Source organism: Peribacillus sp. CSMR9 (assembly GCF_033141925.1).
Taxonomy (GTDB): Bacteria; Bacillota; Bacilli; order Bacillales; family DSM-1321; genus Peribacillus; species Peribacillus simplex_A.
This window is the reverse complement of sequence record NZ_JAOPHO010000013.1, coordinates 49,329-68,046: the sequence shown is the minus strand read 5'-3', so window position 1 is coordinate 68,046 and position 18,718 is coordinate 49,329. Positions and strand designations below refer to the sequence as shown.

Here is an 18,718-nt window from a genome sequence, read left to right as displayed (position 1 = left end):
TATAATTCATCTAAATATAATGGTTGTGAGACGTAATTAGATCATTTTGACTCAGCTTTTTTATTATTTGGGCTATACCAATACCTCTCTTTTTTCAGCATATTTTAAGGAGGAATGTATGAAAGAAATTGGCATCAAATCATATTTGTGTGTTGGTACTGTCAGTAACCCTATTTATGGTCCTAAAAGTAATAAGATAATCTTTATTGCTGATTATTCTGGTTTACCGCAGGTTTGGACAAAGGGTTTCGATATAAGAGAACCAACCCAAACTTCTTTTACTAATGAACGAATCACTTTTTTTAAATACTTAAACAGTTCATCACAGCGCGGCCTATTTATCGGAATGGATGTTGGCGGAAATGAGAAGCAACAACTGTTTTTACTCAAGAGTGATGGTGTACTGATTCCGCTTACCAACTCACCTGAACATAAACATGAATATGGGGGTCACTCACCTGATGGAAAATGGATTGCCTGGTCAAGCAATCGTCGACATCCTGCCTTTTTCGATATTTATATTCAAAATGTCGAAACATTAGAAATACAAATGGTTTTGTCAAAGGATGGTCTCTATTCCTCCATCATGTGGTCTCCTGATGGTAAATCGTTATTGATTCGGAAAACAAATTCCCAGTTGGATAACGATTTAGGTTTACTGAATCTATGCACAGGAGAAATGAACTGGTTAACAGATCATCAGGGTGAAGCAAGCTATAAAAACCCTCATTTCAGCAAGGATGGAGATCATCTCTATTTATTAACAAATCAAGATAGGGAATTTTTTGGGCTCGCGATCATTGATCTTTCAACAAAAAATATCACCTGGCTGGAGGTGGGACAGTGGGACTTTGAAGGCCTCGCTATGAGTAAAGATCAATCAAAGTTAGCTTTTTCAATTAATGAAGGAGGTATTTCAAGAGGCATTCTTTTAGATCTAAAATCAAGTGCCCTTTATACATGGCAGACACCAATGGGGGTGTTAACTAGCCTAACTTTTTCACCCGACAATCAAAAGTTAGCCTACGTTTTCAATGGGCCTGCCTATCCTTCTGATATATGGCAGGTTGATCTAGGAAAAATGAAGACAGAACGGCTTACTCAATCTCTTCAGTCAAAGCTTTTGGAAAATAAATTAATTGAACCTATTCTTATTTCATTTAAGTCTTTTGACAATCTCCAAGTACCTGCATTTTATTTCAAGCCAAATACCCAGACAGAAAAAATTCCAGTTATTCTATATGTTCATGGGGGTCCTGAAAGCCAAATTCGGGCGGTTTTCAATCCAGTTCTGCAGTATTTTCTAAGCCTTGGATATGCAGTAATTACTCCCAACGTTCGCGGAAGTACAGGATATGGAAAAACATATACTCATCTTGATGATGTTCGTAAACGAATGGACTCCGTAAGAGATCTTGTTTCGTTAGTAGATTGGTTAAAGAAAGAAGGAAGCACTGATCCTAATAGAGTTGCCATTATGGGAGGGAGCTATGGAGGCTTTATGGTTCTTGCAGCCATTTCCCATTACCCGGAATTATGGTCTGCTGCGATTGATCTCGTTGGGATTTCAAGTTTCAGAACTTTTCTTAAAAATACCAGTCCGTGGCGACGCAAACTTCGTGAAGCTGAATATGGAACTATTGAAAAGGACGGAAACTTTTATGATTTGATTGATCCATTGAATCAAACTGACCGGATTACCAGTCCGCTGATGGTACTCCACGGGTGTAATGATCCACGGGTCCCAATAGAAGAATCTGAACAAATTGTAACAAAATTAATTGCACGAAATCATCCTGTACAGTTTATCCACTTTAAAAATGAAGGTCATTCCATCGTAAAACTAAATAATAAAATTACTGCGTATACAGCAATAACACATTTCCTTAATCAATATATTGGTAAATAATTTATGAGTCTTTTATATTTTGAAGGGTGATTAAAAGGAATTGGAACCCATTAGGAAAACTGGTCTTAGTTTCTCAAATAATTAGGCAAAAGTGATCTATTGGCACTGTACTCCCCATATTAACTGTATTTGTAAGTTTCCTCATACGACTTCGGAAAGAACGCGCTGGGCTTCTTTTGGGTTGCTAAAACGCAATTAGTAAACGATATTTATTTTAGTGATCCTCTTAGTAAAAAATGAAAAGCCACCTAATTCGGCAGCTTTCACAAATTACACTAATTCTTCAATTATTTCAGCACCATAAGAGTTGTCGATTATGCAGCGCCAGGTACCAATGGAATCCTTCCTAAATACATATGTCGCGGTTCTTTCCATAGAGAATTCGGAATCGTCTTTTTGATTGGCACTAAGCTGGGCTTTTGCCACAACCAATGCCGTATCACCCGTTTCGATTATTGCCATCTTTTCTTGTTTGACGATTAAACTATGATTAAAGTAATCAGCGATAGCAACGAATGCCCGACGTATTTCATCTTTCCCTTTTGCGAATGTTCCAGGTTTGACAACTAAAGTTGCATCCTCTGAATAGAAATCCATCAATTGATCGAAGTCCTCGTTATTTATTGCCCTATCTGCATTTTTTATAACTTGTTCCAGTCCATGCTTTTCCATATTCACCCTCCAATTCAGCCTCTCGAAAATGAGGCCGGCTTTATACTAGTGAATATTCGACTGCCTTGTTGAAGTATCCTGCTCATAAAGTGAATAAGAAAAGTATGCAAAGTAATAATCAGAGTATGAATGAAATATAAAGGTCCCATCTCTTCTATGATTAAGATTCAACTCACGACAACCACCATAATGACCATTATTCATTCCTCCTTCAAAAAGAAAAAGTTATACGAGGTTCTCAAAATAAACTGTGTTGTGGCAATCCTCCTGTCAACCTACATGCAGTTAGGTAAAGAGGACTAAGGGTTGGTTCCATTCCCACGATTGCTGCCTCCAGTTTATTTAATCTTTAAAGCTTATCCATCCATTTTAATAAACTAGCGAATCTATCTTCATTATTTTCAAATGCAAATGGATCTCCGGCTACAATTCCACGGAAATTCACTGCTCTAGCCATATGTAATCATTGGGCAATATCCACTCCACCCACACGGTGTTTATCGAAAATTCTCTCTATTAGTTGGTTTTGTTTATCTTGCATTTTAAATTTCATATTGGGGTTCCGCTTAAGGTTTTAAGTTAGAGTGGTGTCTTAATATCTTACAGAGGAGCCCTATTTTTTCAAAGCTGCAAAATACCAAACCATAGGAATGCTGACGCACCCATTCATTCAATAAGGATTAATAATGGTTTAATAAGCTTTAAAATATTTGAAAGGATTGAATTAAACATTCTTCATTATCAACATTCTGTTTCTTTTCTTCAAAGGCTATATTAAGTTTACTATAAACACTTTTCCAAAATAGAATGGCAGGTTTGTTACTAATTAATTCAAGCACATAATATTTCCCCTTTTTTTGTTCAAACAATTCTTTTAACAAAGTTATTGTGATACCTTTTCTTCGGTATTTCTTCAACATGAAAATATCATTAATACTGTAATCATAGTCTTTTTCTAAAAAAGGTCTTTCCAATAGTAATAAGAATCCAACAATTGTTGTATCCTTTTTTAGTAAATAAGGGGATAAACCTTCTCTCTCCCAAATTAAATCAAATGAATCAAATTCAAAGGAACCATTAGATGAAATCTCTAAACTGCCGGTATACTCTGAGAGGTCGTATAAATAAAGGGAATACAAGTTCTGTAAAATATGCTTTTTATCTTTAGAAATTGGAATTAATGATACAGTCATTGGTATACCTCTCTTACATATTTTTTCTAATTTATATAAATTCTACTTTTAAATAATTTGTCCTTCTTCCACCAAAACCAAAATCAAGCATTCATTTCGGTTTATCATTTTTATAAAAACTACAATGAGAGGTATATCATACAGTACGATTTCTGCAATCGAAAAAAACTCAGGTTTTAGAATTCGGGACTTTTCACCTAAGAACTTTGTGGGTTAAAAAACGCCATATAAGCGATATAAGACGTTTTTTATGCTGTGCAGGGGTAAAGGGGTTTAGAATGTGTAATTCTAAACCCTTTTTCTATTCATATCATTCTTTAACACCGTTCACTTTATGTAATAAAATGAACGTCCGCAAGCTATAAACACACTTTCACGAATGTTAAACAAAACGATTTTGATAGATTTTTATCCGTTGGCAAAAGTGTACTTTTACGAACGGGCTATTGATAAAGTTTGACGCTTTCGGAAAAACCCAGTGGATGAAGTAAGAGTTCAAAAAATTAAGGGCCTGCTCCCCTTTTGGGAACAGGCCTCTACAATAAGGAGATAGATGTTGTCTACCGACCTATTCTAACTTAAATTAAATGTTTGACTGTTTATCGTATACTTATTGATTTTTCCCAAACTTGGTTCATAGCCAATTCCGGGCAATTCTGGAATCGTGATCGTTCCGTTTTCTACGGTAACTTCAGGGTCAATAATATCTTCTGCCCAGTAGAGGGAGGAAGCGGCTGTATCTCCAGGAAGGGTAAAGTTTGGCAGGGAAGTGATTGCAATATTATGCGCTCTTCCAATGCCTGATTCCAGCATCCCCCCACACCATAGTGGAATTTCATGTTTAAGACATAAATCATGGATTTTCTTAGATTCAGTTAAGCCTCCGACGCGGCCAATCTTAATATTAATAATTTTACAGCTGCCTAATTTAATAGCTTTTCTAGCATCTTCTAATGAGTGAATGCTCTCATCCAAGCAAATAGGTGTTTTTAACCTTGACTGTAAATCTGCATGGTCAATGATATCGTTATAGGCAAGCGGCTGTTCAATCATCATTAAATTAAAATCATCCAAGGCGGATAACCGGTTTATATCTTGTAAGGTATAAGCTGAATTTGCATCTGCCATTAGAGGGATTTCAGGATATACTTTTCGGACCTTGTCTATTAACTCAACATCCCAGCCCGGTTTTATTTTAAGTTTAAACCGTTTATAGCCTGCACCGAGACAAGCTTCAATCATATCCAGAGTCGAATCAATCGAGTCCTTAATTCCGATGCTTACCCCCACTTCAATTTTCTTTTTTGTTCCACCTAACACACTCGAGAGAGAAGCATTTTTCTTTTTCGCATACAAATCCCAAACAGCACCCTCTAAAGCGGCTTTTGCCATATAATTGCCGCGAATATGGGCGAAATATTTTTCAGAGATTTCATCAGGATGCTGGATTTCATTTTTTAGAATAATTGGAATTAGATAATCTTCGAGTATATGCCAGTTTGTTTTTAAGGTCTCTTCATTATACAGGGGGTCGAGCATCGCAACCGATTCAGCCCAACCGGAAATGCCATCATCGCTTTTTGCTTCTACAAGGATAAAATCCCTATTGTATTCCGTCCCAAAGCTAGTTGTAAAAGGTTCAAGCAAGTCTAGCTTAAGATGCCTTAAAATAACTTGTTTAATTTTCACTTGGAAATTCTCCTTTTGTGATAAACCTGTAAAAGACACAGTCTTACCAATTTTTTATTAAATAGGCTGACAGCAGCCTGAAATTACGGGCTCTTATTAAATCTACCTGCTTATTTCTTTGTTAGTACATAAAACTGAACTGGAATTTCTGTCGTTGAATTCTTTATAAAATCTGTTACCTGCCATCCTTGCTGAAATAAATCGCTAAAAACGTCCCTGGATTTCATTCGCCATTCATTGGCCGCTTGAATATTTGTGGCTCTTATTGTTCGGAAATCCTTTGGAATGGCCACAAAAGCTGTATCACATTCTGGTTCAGGCAGCCCAAGAGTGAAAGAAGGAACAGGCAATCCCTTTTCAATGGTATCCCATTGAATAAGCGAGTTCTCCATTACTAATACTAAGTCCAGCGCGATTCCCCTTCCGCTAGAATCCGTTGTCTCCTTCTTGCCAATATGCCATTCGACAAGAAAGCGGTCAGAAGGAACTCCACTGTTTAATAGATCTTCCATTTCACCATAGCAGTTTGCGATATATGTAGAACAGACCCCACCAAGCTTGCCTATATTTAAATACCCATTAATACTTTCTAACGGATCGTATGTCCAGGTAATAAGGGAATAGCCGAGCTTTATCGCTTCTTCACGTTGTGCTAGTTTTAGCTTCTCCCCTATTCCTTTGTTGCGAAATTGCTCATCTATGCCTAGAATATGTGAACAAAGATAGGCTGATTTACCATTGAAACCTGGAAAGCTGTATTGAAATCCAATCAGCTGATCCTTACAATAAGCTCCTAAAACCAAACCACCGTTTTTCACTGCTGTTATGGTTTGGTGTGAGGGAATTGAATCAGTATCCCCCCAAATGTTACATTCTAGCTTTCTTACGTCCTCAAGTTCTTCAATTCGTTGAAGGGGACGAATTATAATTTCCTGTGTTTTCGTCATGGTCAACCTCCTAAGAAAATCCCAAACGCCTTGATTGCCCAAACAACCATAAGCTGGTCAGGTTAGTCAAACAGCTGATCGCTTGTCGGGCTAGGCACTTTACCCCTTATTTAAAATAAAATGTAGTACTTCCCTATCTTTTTGACAAAGAAATCATTCCCGATTACTGAAATCAGCTTCTTGCAATGGAATCATTTTTGTTCTCTTTACGATTTTATAGCCTAGAAAAGCCAGGAGAAATAAAGGAAGCCCTATATAAGAAATTAATATTCCATACCAGTCAATCTCAGAGCCGAAAAAAGCAGAATAATTTTGTCCCAGGATAGCCGTAACACATAAAATTGTGGCTAATATTGGACCGAATGGATACCATTTTGATACATAAGGCAAATCTTTCAAATCTCTTCCTTGTGCAATAAACGCCTTCCGGAATCGATAATGTGTAATCGAAATTCCTAACCAGGATATAAAGCCGGATAGTCCTGCAGCATTTAATAACCAAGTATAAATAGTGCCTTCACCGAAAAGAGAGGTTAGAAAAGCTGCCATCCCAACGATGGTAGAAAAATACACAGCGTTCACTGGAATCCCGCCTGCATTCACTTTTCTTAGAAACGAAGGGGCTTTTCCTTCTTTCGCCAGCACCCAAAGGACGCGAGAAGCTCCGTACATGGCGGAATTGCCTGCTGAAAGAACAGAAGTAAGAATTACCACATTCATAACGGAGGCAGCGATAGCAAGCCCTGCGTTTTGAAAAACTAGAGTGAAGGGACTTACCGCAATATCTTCAATATCTGAGCTTAACAAACGCGGATCGTTATAACTGATTAGAAATCCAATCACAATGATCGCCAATACATAAAACAAGAGCAGTCTCCAGAAGATTTGCTTAATAGCCTTGGGAATATTTTTTCTCGGGTTTTCACTCTCCCCGGCTGCAATTCCTACTAACTCGGTGCCTTGAAAAGCAAATCCAACCACCATAAAGACACTTATTATGGATAAAAAGCCACCTTTAAACGGTGCTTCCTCTTTGGTAAAATTTTCAAAACCTACTGCATGCCCCCCCATTATTCCAAAAATCATTAATAATCCTACTGCTATAAAAATGATAATCGTTAAAACCTTTATAATGGCAAACCAGAATTCTGATTCTCCATATCCTTTTACCGATAAGATATTCAATCCAAATATGATTGCAAGAAATAATGCGCTCCAAATGATGCCCGGGACAGAAGGGAGCCAAAATTTCATGATCAGGGAGGAAGCTGCTAATTCCAGAGCGACTACGATTGCATTGTTATACCAATAGTTCCATCCGATCGCAAATCCCAAAGCCGGATCGACAAACCTTGATGTATATGTGCTAAAAGAGCCTGTAATAGGAATAAAGGCGGCCATTTCCGCTAAGCTTGTCATCAGAAAGAAAACCATGATCCCGGCAATAATATAGGCAGCTACAGCTCCTCCAGGACCCGCAGTATGAATGATGGAACCGCTTGCTAAAAATAGCCCTGTTCCAATGGTTCCGCCGATTGCAATCATGGAAAGATGCCTTGGTTTGAGTTTGCGCTCCAGTTGTTTTCCATCAGAAGCTGCTTGGACATCCGTTTGTGATGCGAGTGCGGTATTTTTCATGAAACACCTCTTCATTAAATTTTTATAGTGAACTTCTCTTCTTCCGCCGCCAGTATTACTGTGTTAATTAAAATTTTCGTTCCATGAATAAGGGCTTGTGAATATGTAACATTCTCGGCTGAAATATAAATCGGAGAGTAAGTTTAGGCCGGATTCCGCTGGAGGCAATGGCCAACGCTAAATATAAAACGATTGTGCTATGTGGATCGTGTCCACATGAATGATTGGCCGTTGCAACTCCATTTACTTCCTTAACAAGCGCATCCATATCAGCCCTCTATGCCACAACCCTTTTTGAGAGGCCTGGGATTCAATAATTCTTGATGCTGATCAATATATTGAATTGGGTTCATATTGATTTACCTCCTTTAAATGAATTTTAACTTTATTAAAAACTCATTCATTAAACACTTCATAACTTGAATATAGCCTTTCTAATTTTTGCTGATGGGTATGAATCCGTTTTGCGTCTTTTTCATGTATGCCTGCAATAACCAAGTCCAATAAGCTAATGACGGAAGCGATTGAATTGGTTCCGGTTTCTGCATTTTCTTCAGTTGTCAGTGCAATATCAGAGATACGACCAACAGGTGACAGGAGGCGGTCTGTAACTACAATTAAACAAACCCCTTGTTCTTTTGCGCACTCCGCAACTTTTACTATTTCATTCGCATATCTTGGAAAGGAAAAAACAATTAATACTGACTTGTTAGTGAGGTTACAGAACTTTTCATAGAAGTCACCTGTTGGCGAACATAAACTTACATTTTCCCTTAATGAACTTAGCGTATAGGAGAACCAATAGGCGGCGGCATGGGAAATCCGATGTCCTGCAATTAATATTTGGTCAGCCTGTATCAGGACATCGACTGCTTTCCATATATCCTGAACGTTCGTATGATCTAATAGATGTCTTAAAATATGAACTTCATTTTCTATCACTTTGGTAAATGGATCTTGATTGTCATCAATGCGGAGATTGTTATCCCTATTGGGTATATCTATTTGATTTTGGTGCAGTAGCTGTTTTTGAATTCTTGCCTGCATTTTACTAAACCCTTCAAATCCTAATGAATAGGAAAACCGAATGACCGTTGTTTCACTAACCTCCGCTTTTTGCCCAATTTGAAAAGCAGTTTTAAAGGCGGCTTCATCCAAATTTTCAATTAGGTAAGCGGCAACTTTTTTTTGACCTCCCGATAAATGGTGGAATTTTTCTTTCACTAATAATTTAAAAGATGGCTGTTCCATAGCATATCTCCTCTCTTGGTGAATTAAATACTTCTTTTTAAAAAAATGTTGAATCAAATACTTTATGTACACATTATCATAATAAAATTAGAAAAAGAAGTATTTTTTTGATTTTTTAGATAATTATAAATATCAGATCTAAGCAGCAAATTTTTCATTCAGATAGTATTTAAATTTTGGTCTACAAAAAATGACTATAAGAAGAAATTCCTTCTCATAGTCAAATAGAGATTAGGAGATCATTGAATATTTACTTTGATGGGATATGTGTCTTCTAATCGGCTAGGTGTACAAAGCAAACTTAATAAAACTAAGGTAAAAGCCGTAATTTGCCTTCCTATACTGTAAAATTCTTTTAGAGTTTTAATCAGCGATTAATAAGTTTCAATAAAAAGTGATTCGTATTATTCTCCAATTACTTTATTTGTAAATTTAACAACTTCAATGTCATTTAACACCATTGGATATGTTAGAATATTCTGTATTGTGGTATTAACTTATTTAAGGGGGCAATTTTATGGAGAAATCATTTGAAGGAAACGCACTTTTACAAGTTTTAACAGAGGGAAAACAGCCTCCGAATTGTGATTTAACGTTACAGATTAAAGCAAATTATGCCCAGGAAGGAATTGCAAGGGGTGTATGGAAAGTGGATGAAAAATTTATAAACGGAAACGGTGTAGCAATGGGTGGATTTGTCACTTCTGCGGCAGATATTATAATGGCTTATGCTATTTCTTCTAAATTAAGTATCGGACAATCATTCGCATCTATTGATTTACATACTACCTTTCATCGGCCAGTAAGATTAGGAGACGTACAGGTTGAAGCAAAAGTAGATCGAATCGGAAAAAAAACAGCTTATCTACTCGCTGATTTATTTCAAGATGATAAAAAAGTGGCAAGCGTTGTGTCATCAGTTATGATTCTTTAAACTGGCTAATAAAAGCATGTTGCACAAAAAGCCCTTTGTAACATGCTTCCCTTTTACTAATCTAAACTAGCATTAAAATCGGCTTACAAATTTCTGATAGGTATTTAGATGTTATGCTTATAGCCTTGGGGGAAAGGAATAATAGAAGGTCATAAAACAGTAAGATACGATGTAAACAAAATCATTTATAAAAACAAAATATAGTGTTTATAATTGCTTTTTAAAAAAAATTCGGAGATTGAAATTAGTGTGGAAAGTAGGGGCACTCGCTTTTCCCGAAAGAGTCTCGCACACCCGTTCCAATCAACTTGAAATGTTTACGTTAGATCAACTGGTGCCTGAGAACCATTTGGTTCGTAAAATGGAGGCCGACATATATTTCTCTTTCATTATATTACATGGTGAAAGACATACAAAAGTACGGAAAGTAAAGATCATCAAAAAGTAGTGTCTCGTCACATTTGGCAAGAATACGTGGACGAACTAAAAGAAATTGCTTGTCTTAGAAAAGCATCTTTCGTAAAAATCCGCTGCAAGTTACCAGTCCCTTAAAGACCTCACTCTCAGTTTTCACCAAACTCCCCGACAGTTCCAAAGAGCCTTACTATCGCTAAAATCATCAGTATTCATTGAGTTCCTCAATATAGCCCAAAATTGGACAAATGGCTTGTCTGTTAACTAAGTTAAACAGATTTTGAGTAGAGTCTAAGCGATGAATATGGACAAAAAAGGCCCGACCTTCCTGCGAGAGAGAGAGGTCTGACCAGAGTAGAGTCAATTGAAATTCTTATTTGGTTAATAGCTTAACAAACCGGAGATTTTGTAATTCTTTCTATTCTTTCTCATTTTTCGCAATAGACCTATTAGTATCGGTAATAGGTTTCTAATGCCAGCCCCTCTCTACTTAATATTCTCAACATATTGATCTGATTCACCATAAGAATCTATTTGATTCTTATTTCCCCGATTTTTTATATAGTAGAGAAGATAGCATAAAGCAATGAATGGTATTCCACAATACAGGGCAATCCGTTGGCTCGGATCGAAAGCAAGACCTACAATAGAAGCGAAACATAAAACAAAAGCGGCTATGGGCACATAAGGGTAAAGTGGTGTACGAAATTTTAAATCTTTAATATCGCCACCCGCTTTAAGATAATGTTTACGGAACACATACTGTGATAATGCAATTCCCATCCATACTGCAACAACCGCAAATCCAGATATAGCCACAAGCACCATATAAACTGTATCCGGTGCAACTACACTTGAGAATAATGACAAGCAGGCTACTGCCATACTTACAATCAAAGCATTAAACGGAACTCCTTTTGACGTTACCCTTCCTAAGAAAGGATTTATCATCTTCTCGTTTGAAAGAGACCATAACATACGGGTAGATGCATAGAGACCGGAATTTGCTACTGACAGTAAAGCTGTAATAATAACAAAGTTCATGATATCAGCTGCATAAGGTATCCCTATGCTATCAAAAACCATAACGAACGGACTTTCAATCACTCCCGCTTCTTTCCAGGAGATTAATCCAGATAGCACAAATATGGCACCAACAAAGAAAAACATAGTTCGCCAAATTACATTTCTAATGGTTAGTGGAATGTCTTTTTCCGGGTTTTCACTTTCTCCAGCAGTAATGCCGATAAGCTCTGTTCCTGAAAAGGCGAAATTCACGGAAATCATGGTTATAAATATCGGAAGGAGTCCATTTGGAAAAAGGCCCCCTTCCCCGGTAAAATTAGAAAGCATCGGAGCAGCTGCACTCCCGTTCATAGGAATGAAGCCAAACATCGCTGCTCCACCTAATATGATAAAGAAAATAATAGTAATTACTTTAATGCCGGCAAACCAAAATTCAGTTTCCGCGAAAAATTTTACAGAAAAGGCGTTCAGCAGAAAAAGTATAATCGCGAAGAGTGCGCTCCACATCCAAACGGAAGTTTCAGGGAACCATCTCTTCATCAGCAGACCGGATGCAGTAAATTCCGAACCTACCGTAACTACCCATGTAAGCCAGTACAGCCAACCAATGGTAAATCCGGTAGCAGGACCCACAAACCTCGTAGCATATGTTTGAAACGAACCGGTTACCGGCATAGCTACAGTTAATTCGCCAAGGCATAGCATGACTAGATACATGATAAGCCCACCAACCAAATAAGCGAGAATCGTTCCTCCCGGTCCAGCCTGATTAATCGTATTACCTGTACTTAGAAAAAGACCCGTTCCAATTACCCCACCTAGCGAAATCATGAACAAGTGCCTGCTTTTCATTGAACGCTTCAACTGATTTTGATCGGTACTATTGGCGTCTAGCATCCAGTCTCCTCCTTTATATATATGATGCAGTACAATAATACGATTGACCTCGGGTCGATGCCTATAAAGCTATCAATATCACATGAACCTTTTCTATCATCTTTTGCTCGAAACTTTAAAACAAACCACTTTTGTTTCAGTCATTTCTTGAAGTGCAAACTTTATTCCTTCACGGCCTAAACCAGAACCCTTCACTCCCCCAAAAGGCATAGCATCTATACGATAATCAGAGCTGTCATTTACCATAACCCCGCCTACATCCAATTCACGTATAGCTCCCAACGCCCTATTTAAGTCACGGGTGAATATACCTGCTTGCAAGCCGAAATCCACATTGTTAGATTGGAAAATGGCGGTATCCAGATCGGGCACACTGTGAATGGTAACAACTGGTCCGAAAACTTCTTCAGTTGCCAGCTTACAATCTGCTGGAACATTCTCTAAAACAGTTGGATAGTAAAAAGAACCTTGACGTTTGCCGCCGCACAGCAATTTTGCGCCTTTCCCAACAGCTTCATTAACCCAACTCTCAACTCGCTTTGCTTCTTTCTCTGAAATCATAGGCCCCATGTCGGTTTCCTCTGAGAGTTTATTGCCTACTCGATACTGTTGAGTACGGTTAACAAACTTTCCAACAAAGTCCCTATAAATATCTTCTTGAACATATAATCTTTGCACTCCCAGGCAATTTTGACCTGCTGCCCAAAAGGCGCCGGATACTGTCGATTCAACCGCTTCTTCTAAGTCAGCGTCTTCCAGAACGATAACCGGTGAGTTCGATCCCAGCTCCAAATTCATCTTTTTCAAACCTGCCTTTTGCATGATCGCTTGGCCAGTGGCGAGACCTCCTGTGAAAGAAATCATTCGTATGGCTGAATGAGTAATCAGACTCTCGCCCATATCACTCGGATACCCCGTAATGACGGACAATACTTTAGGCGGTAAACCTGCTTTTTCAAAGGCTTCTGCCAATAAAAGAGCACTTAAAGGTGTAGCGGGTGCCGGTTTTACGATGATGGCATTTCCAGAAGCAATAGCAGGTCCCACTTTATGGGCAACAAGATTTAATGGATCGTTGAAAGGCGTTATAGCTACAATAATCCCAACAGGGAAACGATAATAATAACCCATGCGATCTTCACTTCCCGGCATTTGGTCAAACGAAATCGTTTCGCCATTAATTCGCCTTGCTTCTTCTGCGCTAATTCGAAGTGTTTCGATACAACGCACCACTTCTTTTCTCGCCTCTTTAATGGTCTTACTTCCCTCACGAGCGATGGTCATTGCATATTTTTCCTTATGCTCATAGATCCAATCGGCAGCACGATTTAGAATGGCGATTCTTTCATGTGTTGGCATGTCCGCGGCTATTTTCGCTCCTTTTTTTGCCTCTTCAATGGAATGAAGTACATCCTTCTCATTAGCAGCAGGAACGGTTGCAATTAAACTATTATCCTGTGGATCGAGCACTTCAAATATTTTTTCGCCGGATACCCATTTTCCAGCAAGAAACATCTTATTTTTCTTTGTAAGCGCTTCAATAAGTGTCATCGATAATCACCCCGTATAAGTAATTTTCCAGCTTATAACTTGTGGTATATAAGATCATAATTGCCCACGGCTCATATTGATTAAATCAATCAGAATAGAGAATCCTGTTTCTTTGCGACCAGCTCCGGCACCAATCAACGTAATCGGACCGGCCAAGTCACAGTTATACGTAATAGCGTTTTGTGCTCCCAAAACCCCAGCTAGAGGATCTGTAAGAGGTATAGCTTCAGGACCTACCTTTGCGATTACTTTATCACCATCCTTTTTACATTCAGCAATAAGCTTCCACCTTTTCCCTGCAGACTTTGCCCATTGAATGTCTTGCTGTGTAAGATGACTAATTCCTACACATTCTACTTCCTCTCGTTTCATCGGAATATTCATTACAACATTAGCAAGAATAGTAGCTTTATACTGAGAATCATATCCCTCTACATCGCTAGTAGGATCTGCCTCTGCATAGCCAAGAGCTTGTGCCTCAATTAATGCATCCTTATAGCTCAATCCTTCTTCCATTTTGGTCAAAATATAATTAGTCGTTCCATTTAAAATCCCCCGCAATTCAAAAATGTTATTTCCCGCCAATGAAACGAGAGGCATTTTCAATGCTGGTGTTCCACTCATAACAGTACCTTCGAAGCCCCATCGCACATCATTCTTTTTGGCCAACTCAGCTAGTTCTTGGTAAGCTAAAGAAACGGGACCTTTATTGCTCATTACTACGTTCTTTTTACTTTCAAATGCCGTCTTACAATGATCGATGGCAGGTTGTCCAGTCTTTACATCCGTGAAAGTGATCTCTACGATGGTATCCGCATTACTCTCAAGGATTGTCTTAAAGCTGTCCCATCCCCTTATCAACCCAGGGGTTTCAGGGTAACTCTCCAGCTTTCCCGTTTCCTTTACAACTTGTAATACTTGAGAGATATCCAACCCTTCAGGGTGATAAAGAGAGCCCTTCATGACATCGGAAATTGCAACAATTTTAGCATCAAAGCCAAGTTCACTGCGTAAAGACTCACCTTTATCTTGTAAAATTTCTGCCAATCCTTGGCCGACTACACCAAATCCAAGCAAAGCAATTTTATGTGTCATATCCCATACCTCTTCCATTATTAATATCTTTATTTGCAGCTACCGTTACTGGTAGTTGTGATTCCAAATGGGCAAAAGCTTGTTCCAAATCAGAAATAAGATCTTCCGTATCCTCAATTCCTGCGGAGATACGAACCAAACCTTCCGGGATACCAAGAGCTTGACGTTCTTCAAGAGTACATTCCACATGACTGGTCGTTCTTGCGGGTCCATATATAGTTTCAACAGCTCCAAGATTCCCGGCTTTATTTGCATATTGTAATTTTGGCAATAAAATTTTTATTGCATCCATCTCACCTTTCAATACAAAACTTAAAATTCCGCCGAAACCCCTCATCTGTTTCTTTGCAATATGGTGATGGGGATGTGTTTCTAATCCAGGATAATTAACCGCTTCTACAAGCTTTTGCTTTTGCAGATACTTTGCGATTTCCATTGCACTCTTTTCTTGCTGGCGTACTCGAAGTTTTAACGTTTTCATCCCTCTTAAAATAAGATAGGCTGACCAAGGATCCATCGTCGCTCCATTGATTTCTCGATAATGATAGACTTTTTTCATCAGTTCTTTGGTACCGCATGCAACACCTCCTAATGCATCGGCATGTCCGCTTAAGAATTTAGTTGCACTATGAATGACAATGTCAACTCCTAATTGAATTGGATTTTGATTAATGGGAGTAGCAAAAGTATTGTCTATGATAACCAATGCCCCCACCGATTTTCCGGCTCTTACCATTCTCTCAATATCAGTGATCTTCATCGTCGGATTGGTTGGAGACTCCAAATATAAAACCTTGCAGCCTTTGGCCACTTCCGCCTCGATTTCTTCATGATTTCCTGTGTTGCATAACTGCACATCTACATCGAGATTCGGTAAGAATTCGGTAAAGATTTTATTGGTTCCCCCATAAGTGTCTTTAACCGATATAACCCGGTCCCCCGGTCTTAAAAAAGTATATAGTGTGCTGCTTATAGCGGCCATTCCTGATGAGAAACCAACTGCTGCCTCAGCTCCCTCGAGGATTCTCACTTTTTCCTCCAAAGCTTGAACAGTGGGATTTGTCATGCGATTGTAGATATACCCAGGCTTATTTCCAATGGCCACTTCATGCCACTCGTCTATGTCCTCGTAATTGTAGGCAACACTTAGCACCACAGGAACTTGAGTTGCATTGTAAGCAAGAGATTCTTTTTCTCCTGCCCATACAGCCTTTGTACCGGCTTGTATATCTTTAAAGTTTTGCTCACTCATGTTCTTTCACCTCTAATGTTCATAGTTTTGTCAACCACATCTCTTTGTTGTTCGGATTTATATAATATATTGTATATTGTATTTTTATAGCTTCCTTTGCCGTACTTGTTTTCGCTTCTTTTTTATGTGCTTACATTTTTTTTGCCATTTTTTTTTATGAACGTGCTTTTGTTAGCAACTAATAACACAACATGTTTTAATATATTGTATATTGTATATTGTATATTAATTAACCTCTCCTTTTCTTTATACTAGTCACCACTTCCTTTTTTTCACCTGCTTAAATTTATTCTTTGCCAATTTTAATATGAAGGTGCTTTTGTTAGAAGAGCTATTAACTCAGCATATTTTCTTGTTATATTGTATATTGTATATTGTATAATATGCTGAATAATCAGAAATATCATTCGTATTAAGACATATGATACACTGGACTCTTCCCCTTTTCAATATATTTTATTAGTTTAATCTTAAAAATACTTTCAATTAACACGTATAGTTTTAATGATGTTCAATATTCTATATCCTTGCAGAAGTCTTAAAACCCAAACTACAATTGTTCCCACACTCCGTGGTTCTCTCAATTCGTTTAAGATCTGAATTTCTATGGCAGCATCGCCTCATGTGGACTTAGAGACTGATTGGGATGCAGGTAATAGTGAGCTGCGATAATTACTAAACAGTAGAGCTATTGAAGAATTTAGAAGCCTATGCTATACAAAAATTAAGAATTTTCAATTTTATATTGTATATTGTATAATAAATGTATCAATTTTTAGCATAGGGGAGAAGGACTATCAAAAAGAGATACCAATCACTTAAAGACCATGTATATAATCATATTGCTGAAGAAATTCAGAATGGAACATTGCTTCCTAAGCATAAGGTAAATGAAGTAGCACTAAGCGAGAAGTTAGAAGTAAGCAGAACCCCTGTAAGGGAAGCTTTGATACAATTAGCTTCAGAAAATTTACTTGAGTATTTTCCTCGAAAGGGATTTATCGTTAAAGAACTTGATACAAAGAAGAAGCTTGATGTTTTTCAAGTTGTTGGTGTGCTGGACGCCCTAGCAGCCTCATTATCTATTGCGCATATTACAGAGAGTGATATTGAACTAATGGAAGAGCTGGTTAAAAAAATTGACCTGTCAATTTCACAAAAAAATTATTCGGATTATCAGCAATTCCAAAATCAATTCCATAAAGTATATATTGATAAATGTAAAAACGATACATTAATAGACCTTCTTAATTCTTTACAAAACAGTTTTGTTAGACAAATCTATTTGAGCAAAGACGAAGAAAAACTTTTTGCCGTATTAGAACAAATGAATGAACATCATAAAAAAATGATCACTTACTTTAAAAAAGAAGACAAAGAAAATTTAGAGCAACTTATTAAGAATGAGCATTGGAAAATAACACATATTGATATGATATAGGATAGATGGTTTTGGTACAAAAATGATTTACTTGAAGGAAAAGTCGTAACTTTCCTATCAACTTACAGATTTTCATTTAATTCTAATCAATTTATGGATAAATTTCTTTTGTTTTTGGGCAGATTTGACCCTTTAATGAATCTGTCCTTTTTTGATAATGTGCAAAAGGGTTTAGATTGTTTAATTTTAAATTTATTACTTGCACTATAGAACCAATCCCCTTTTTAGCAAAACAATTAAATTTTTCGGTTTATTGCCATTAGTATCTTTTCATACCCCACTTTTTATTTACAAATGTCCATACCGAATTTCCAGTTTTTCTTCTTCAACTACCTCAGTTTAATATGATTTTCTCACAAATACTCGCTTAATCTCAGGATTTCATCCCCCTTGAATTTATGTTCACTATTAAATGGAGTGATTTCAGGACATGAAGATTTCCTTAAGGCATAGTGAAAAAAAAACCTACGAACCTTATATTCAAAGAAGCAGGCTTTCTTTATATTAATTTTTTCTATAGCAAGTAACGTGGAACGCCTGTATCTTTCACTGTGTCATTTACACCGATTACGTTTGTTTCACGCTCTTTAAATCTTAAAACATCCACATCCATGTGCTCCCTTTTCAGTAAAACCCACTTAGTTCTATTCAACTGATTCGGACACTTTGGTTATTAAGTATTTATGTATGACACTCATTACTTAACCTCACCAGCTCTGCTCTAACCAGTTCACCTAAACAATAGAAATGAGCGAGTCCTGTTTTGGCCACAGGTGCATGTAGATTGTACAAGAGCTCCCAGAAGAAAA

General features: G+C 37.6%; 13 protein-coding genes and 1 pseudogene. 3 read left to right on the top strand and 11 right to left on the bottom strand.

Annotated features, from left to right (window positions below; translation table 11 throughout):
- Positions 1–118 precede the first annotated feature (118 nt).
- Positions 119–1,909 carry a S9 family peptidase gene (locus N9I19_RS09235; protein ID WP_317777599.1) on the top strand — a complete coding sequence of 597 codons (1,791 nt, stop codon included), beginning with the start codon at positions 119–121 and terminating at the stop codon, positions 1,907–1,909.
- A 270-nt stretch (positions 1,910–2,179) separates the two neighbouring features.
- Here N9I19_RS09235 and N9I19_RS09230 read toward each other — a convergent pair whose 3' ends face one another.
- The 7 genes and pseudogenes from N9I19_RS09230 to N9I19_RS09200 form a co-directional block, all read right to left on the bottom strand.
- Complete coding sequence (locus N9I19_RS09230) at positions 2,180–2,581, bottom strand: YybH family protein (protein ID WP_089363264.1); 402 nt, start codon at positions 2,579–2,581, stop codon at positions 2,180–2,182.
- A gap of 352 nt (positions 2,582–2,933) precedes the next feature.
- Positions 2,934–3,134, bottom strand: a pseudogene (locus N9I19_RS09225) (IS110 family RNA-guided transposase); the annotation flags it as partial.
- A gap of 148 nt (positions 3,135–3,282) precedes the next feature.
- The gene (locus tag N9I19_RS09220; RefSeq protein ID WP_284471067.1) at positions 3,283–3,774 is read right to left on the bottom strand and encodes a GNAT family N-acetyltransferase; all 492 of its coding nucleotides are present in this window, start codon (positions 3,772–3,774) and stop codon (positions 3,283–3,285) included.
- Between the two features lie 573 nt (positions 3,775–4,347).
- On the bottom strand, positions 4,348–5,463 hold the full coding sequence (gene menC / locus N9I19_RS09215) for an o-succinylbenzoate synthase (protein WP_317777598.1): 1,116 nt from the start codon (positions 5,461–5,463) through the stop codon (positions 4,348–4,350).
- Positions 5,464–5,573: 110 nt separating this feature from the next.
- Positions 5,574–6,410, bottom strand: coding sequence for a GNAT family N-acetyltransferase (locus N9I19_RS09210; RefSeq protein ID WP_317777597.1), 837 nt, complete (start codon positions 6,408–6,410; stop codon positions 5,574–5,576).
- Between the two features lie 153 nt (positions 6,411–6,563).
- Positions 6,564–8,048, bottom strand: coding sequence for an amino acid permease (locus N9I19_RS09205; protein ID WP_089363260.1), 1,485 nt, complete (start codon positions 8,046–8,048; stop codon positions 6,564–6,566).
- Between the two features lie 396 nt (positions 8,049–8,444).
- Positions 8,445–9,299 (bottom strand): MurR/RpiR family transcriptional regulator, encoded by an 855-nt coding sequence (locus N9I19_RS09200; protein ID WP_317777596.1) that lies wholly within the window; start codon positions 9,297–9,299, stop codon positions 8,445–8,447.
- A 517-nt stretch (positions 9,300–9,816) separates the two neighbouring features.
- Here N9I19_RS09200 and N9I19_RS09195 point away from each other — a divergent pair.
- A complete protein-coding gene (locus tag N9I19_RS09195; RefSeq protein ID WP_061462759.1) occupies positions 9,817–10,233 on the top strand; it encodes a PaaI family thioesterase in 417 nt (138 codons plus the stop codon).
- A gap of 900 nt (positions 10,234–11,133) precedes the next feature.
- On the opposite strand, the gene N9I19_RS09190 is transcribed toward N9I19_RS09195, so the two are convergent.
- The 4 genes from N9I19_RS09190 to N9I19_RS09175 all read right to left on the bottom strand — a co-directional run bounded on the left by N9I19_RS09190 (position 11,134) and on the right by N9I19_RS09175 (position 16,468).
- Complete coding sequence (locus N9I19_RS09190) at positions 11,134–12,570, bottom strand: amino acid permease (RefSeq protein WP_317777595.1); 1,437 nt, start codon at positions 12,568–12,570, stop codon at positions 11,134–11,136.
- Between the two features lie 96 nt (positions 12,571–12,666).
- Positions 12,667–14,121, bottom strand: coding sequence for an aldehyde dehydrogenase family protein (locus N9I19_RS09185; RefSeq protein WP_317777594.1), 1,455 nt, complete (start codon positions 14,119–14,121; stop codon positions 12,667–12,669).
- A 54-nt stretch (positions 14,122–14,175) separates the two neighbouring features.
- Positions 14,176–15,216, bottom strand: coding sequence for a homoserine dehydrogenase (locus tag N9I19_RS09180; RefSeq protein ID WP_089363256.1), 1,041 nt, complete (start codon positions 15,214–15,216; stop codon positions 14,176–14,178).
- The gene (locus tag N9I19_RS09175; RefSeq protein WP_317777593.1) at positions 15,206–16,468 is read right to left on the bottom strand and encodes a cystathionine gamma-synthase family protein; all 1,263 of its coding nucleotides are present in this window, start codon (positions 16,466–16,468) and stop codon (positions 15,206–15,208) included. Before N9I19_RS09175 ends, N9I19_RS09180 begins: the two co-directional genes overlap by 11 nt.
- 796 nt (positions 16,469–17,264) lie before the next feature.
- On the opposite strand from N9I19_RS09175, the gene N9I19_RS09170 reads away from it, so the two are divergent.
- The gene (locus tag N9I19_RS09170) at positions 17,265–17,909 is read left to right on the top strand and encodes a GntR family transcriptional regulator (protein ID WP_317777612.1); all 645 of its coding nucleotides are present in this window, start codon (positions 17,265–17,267) and stop codon (positions 17,907–17,909) included.
- The last annotated feature ends 809 nt before the right edge of the window (positions 17,910–18,718 follow it).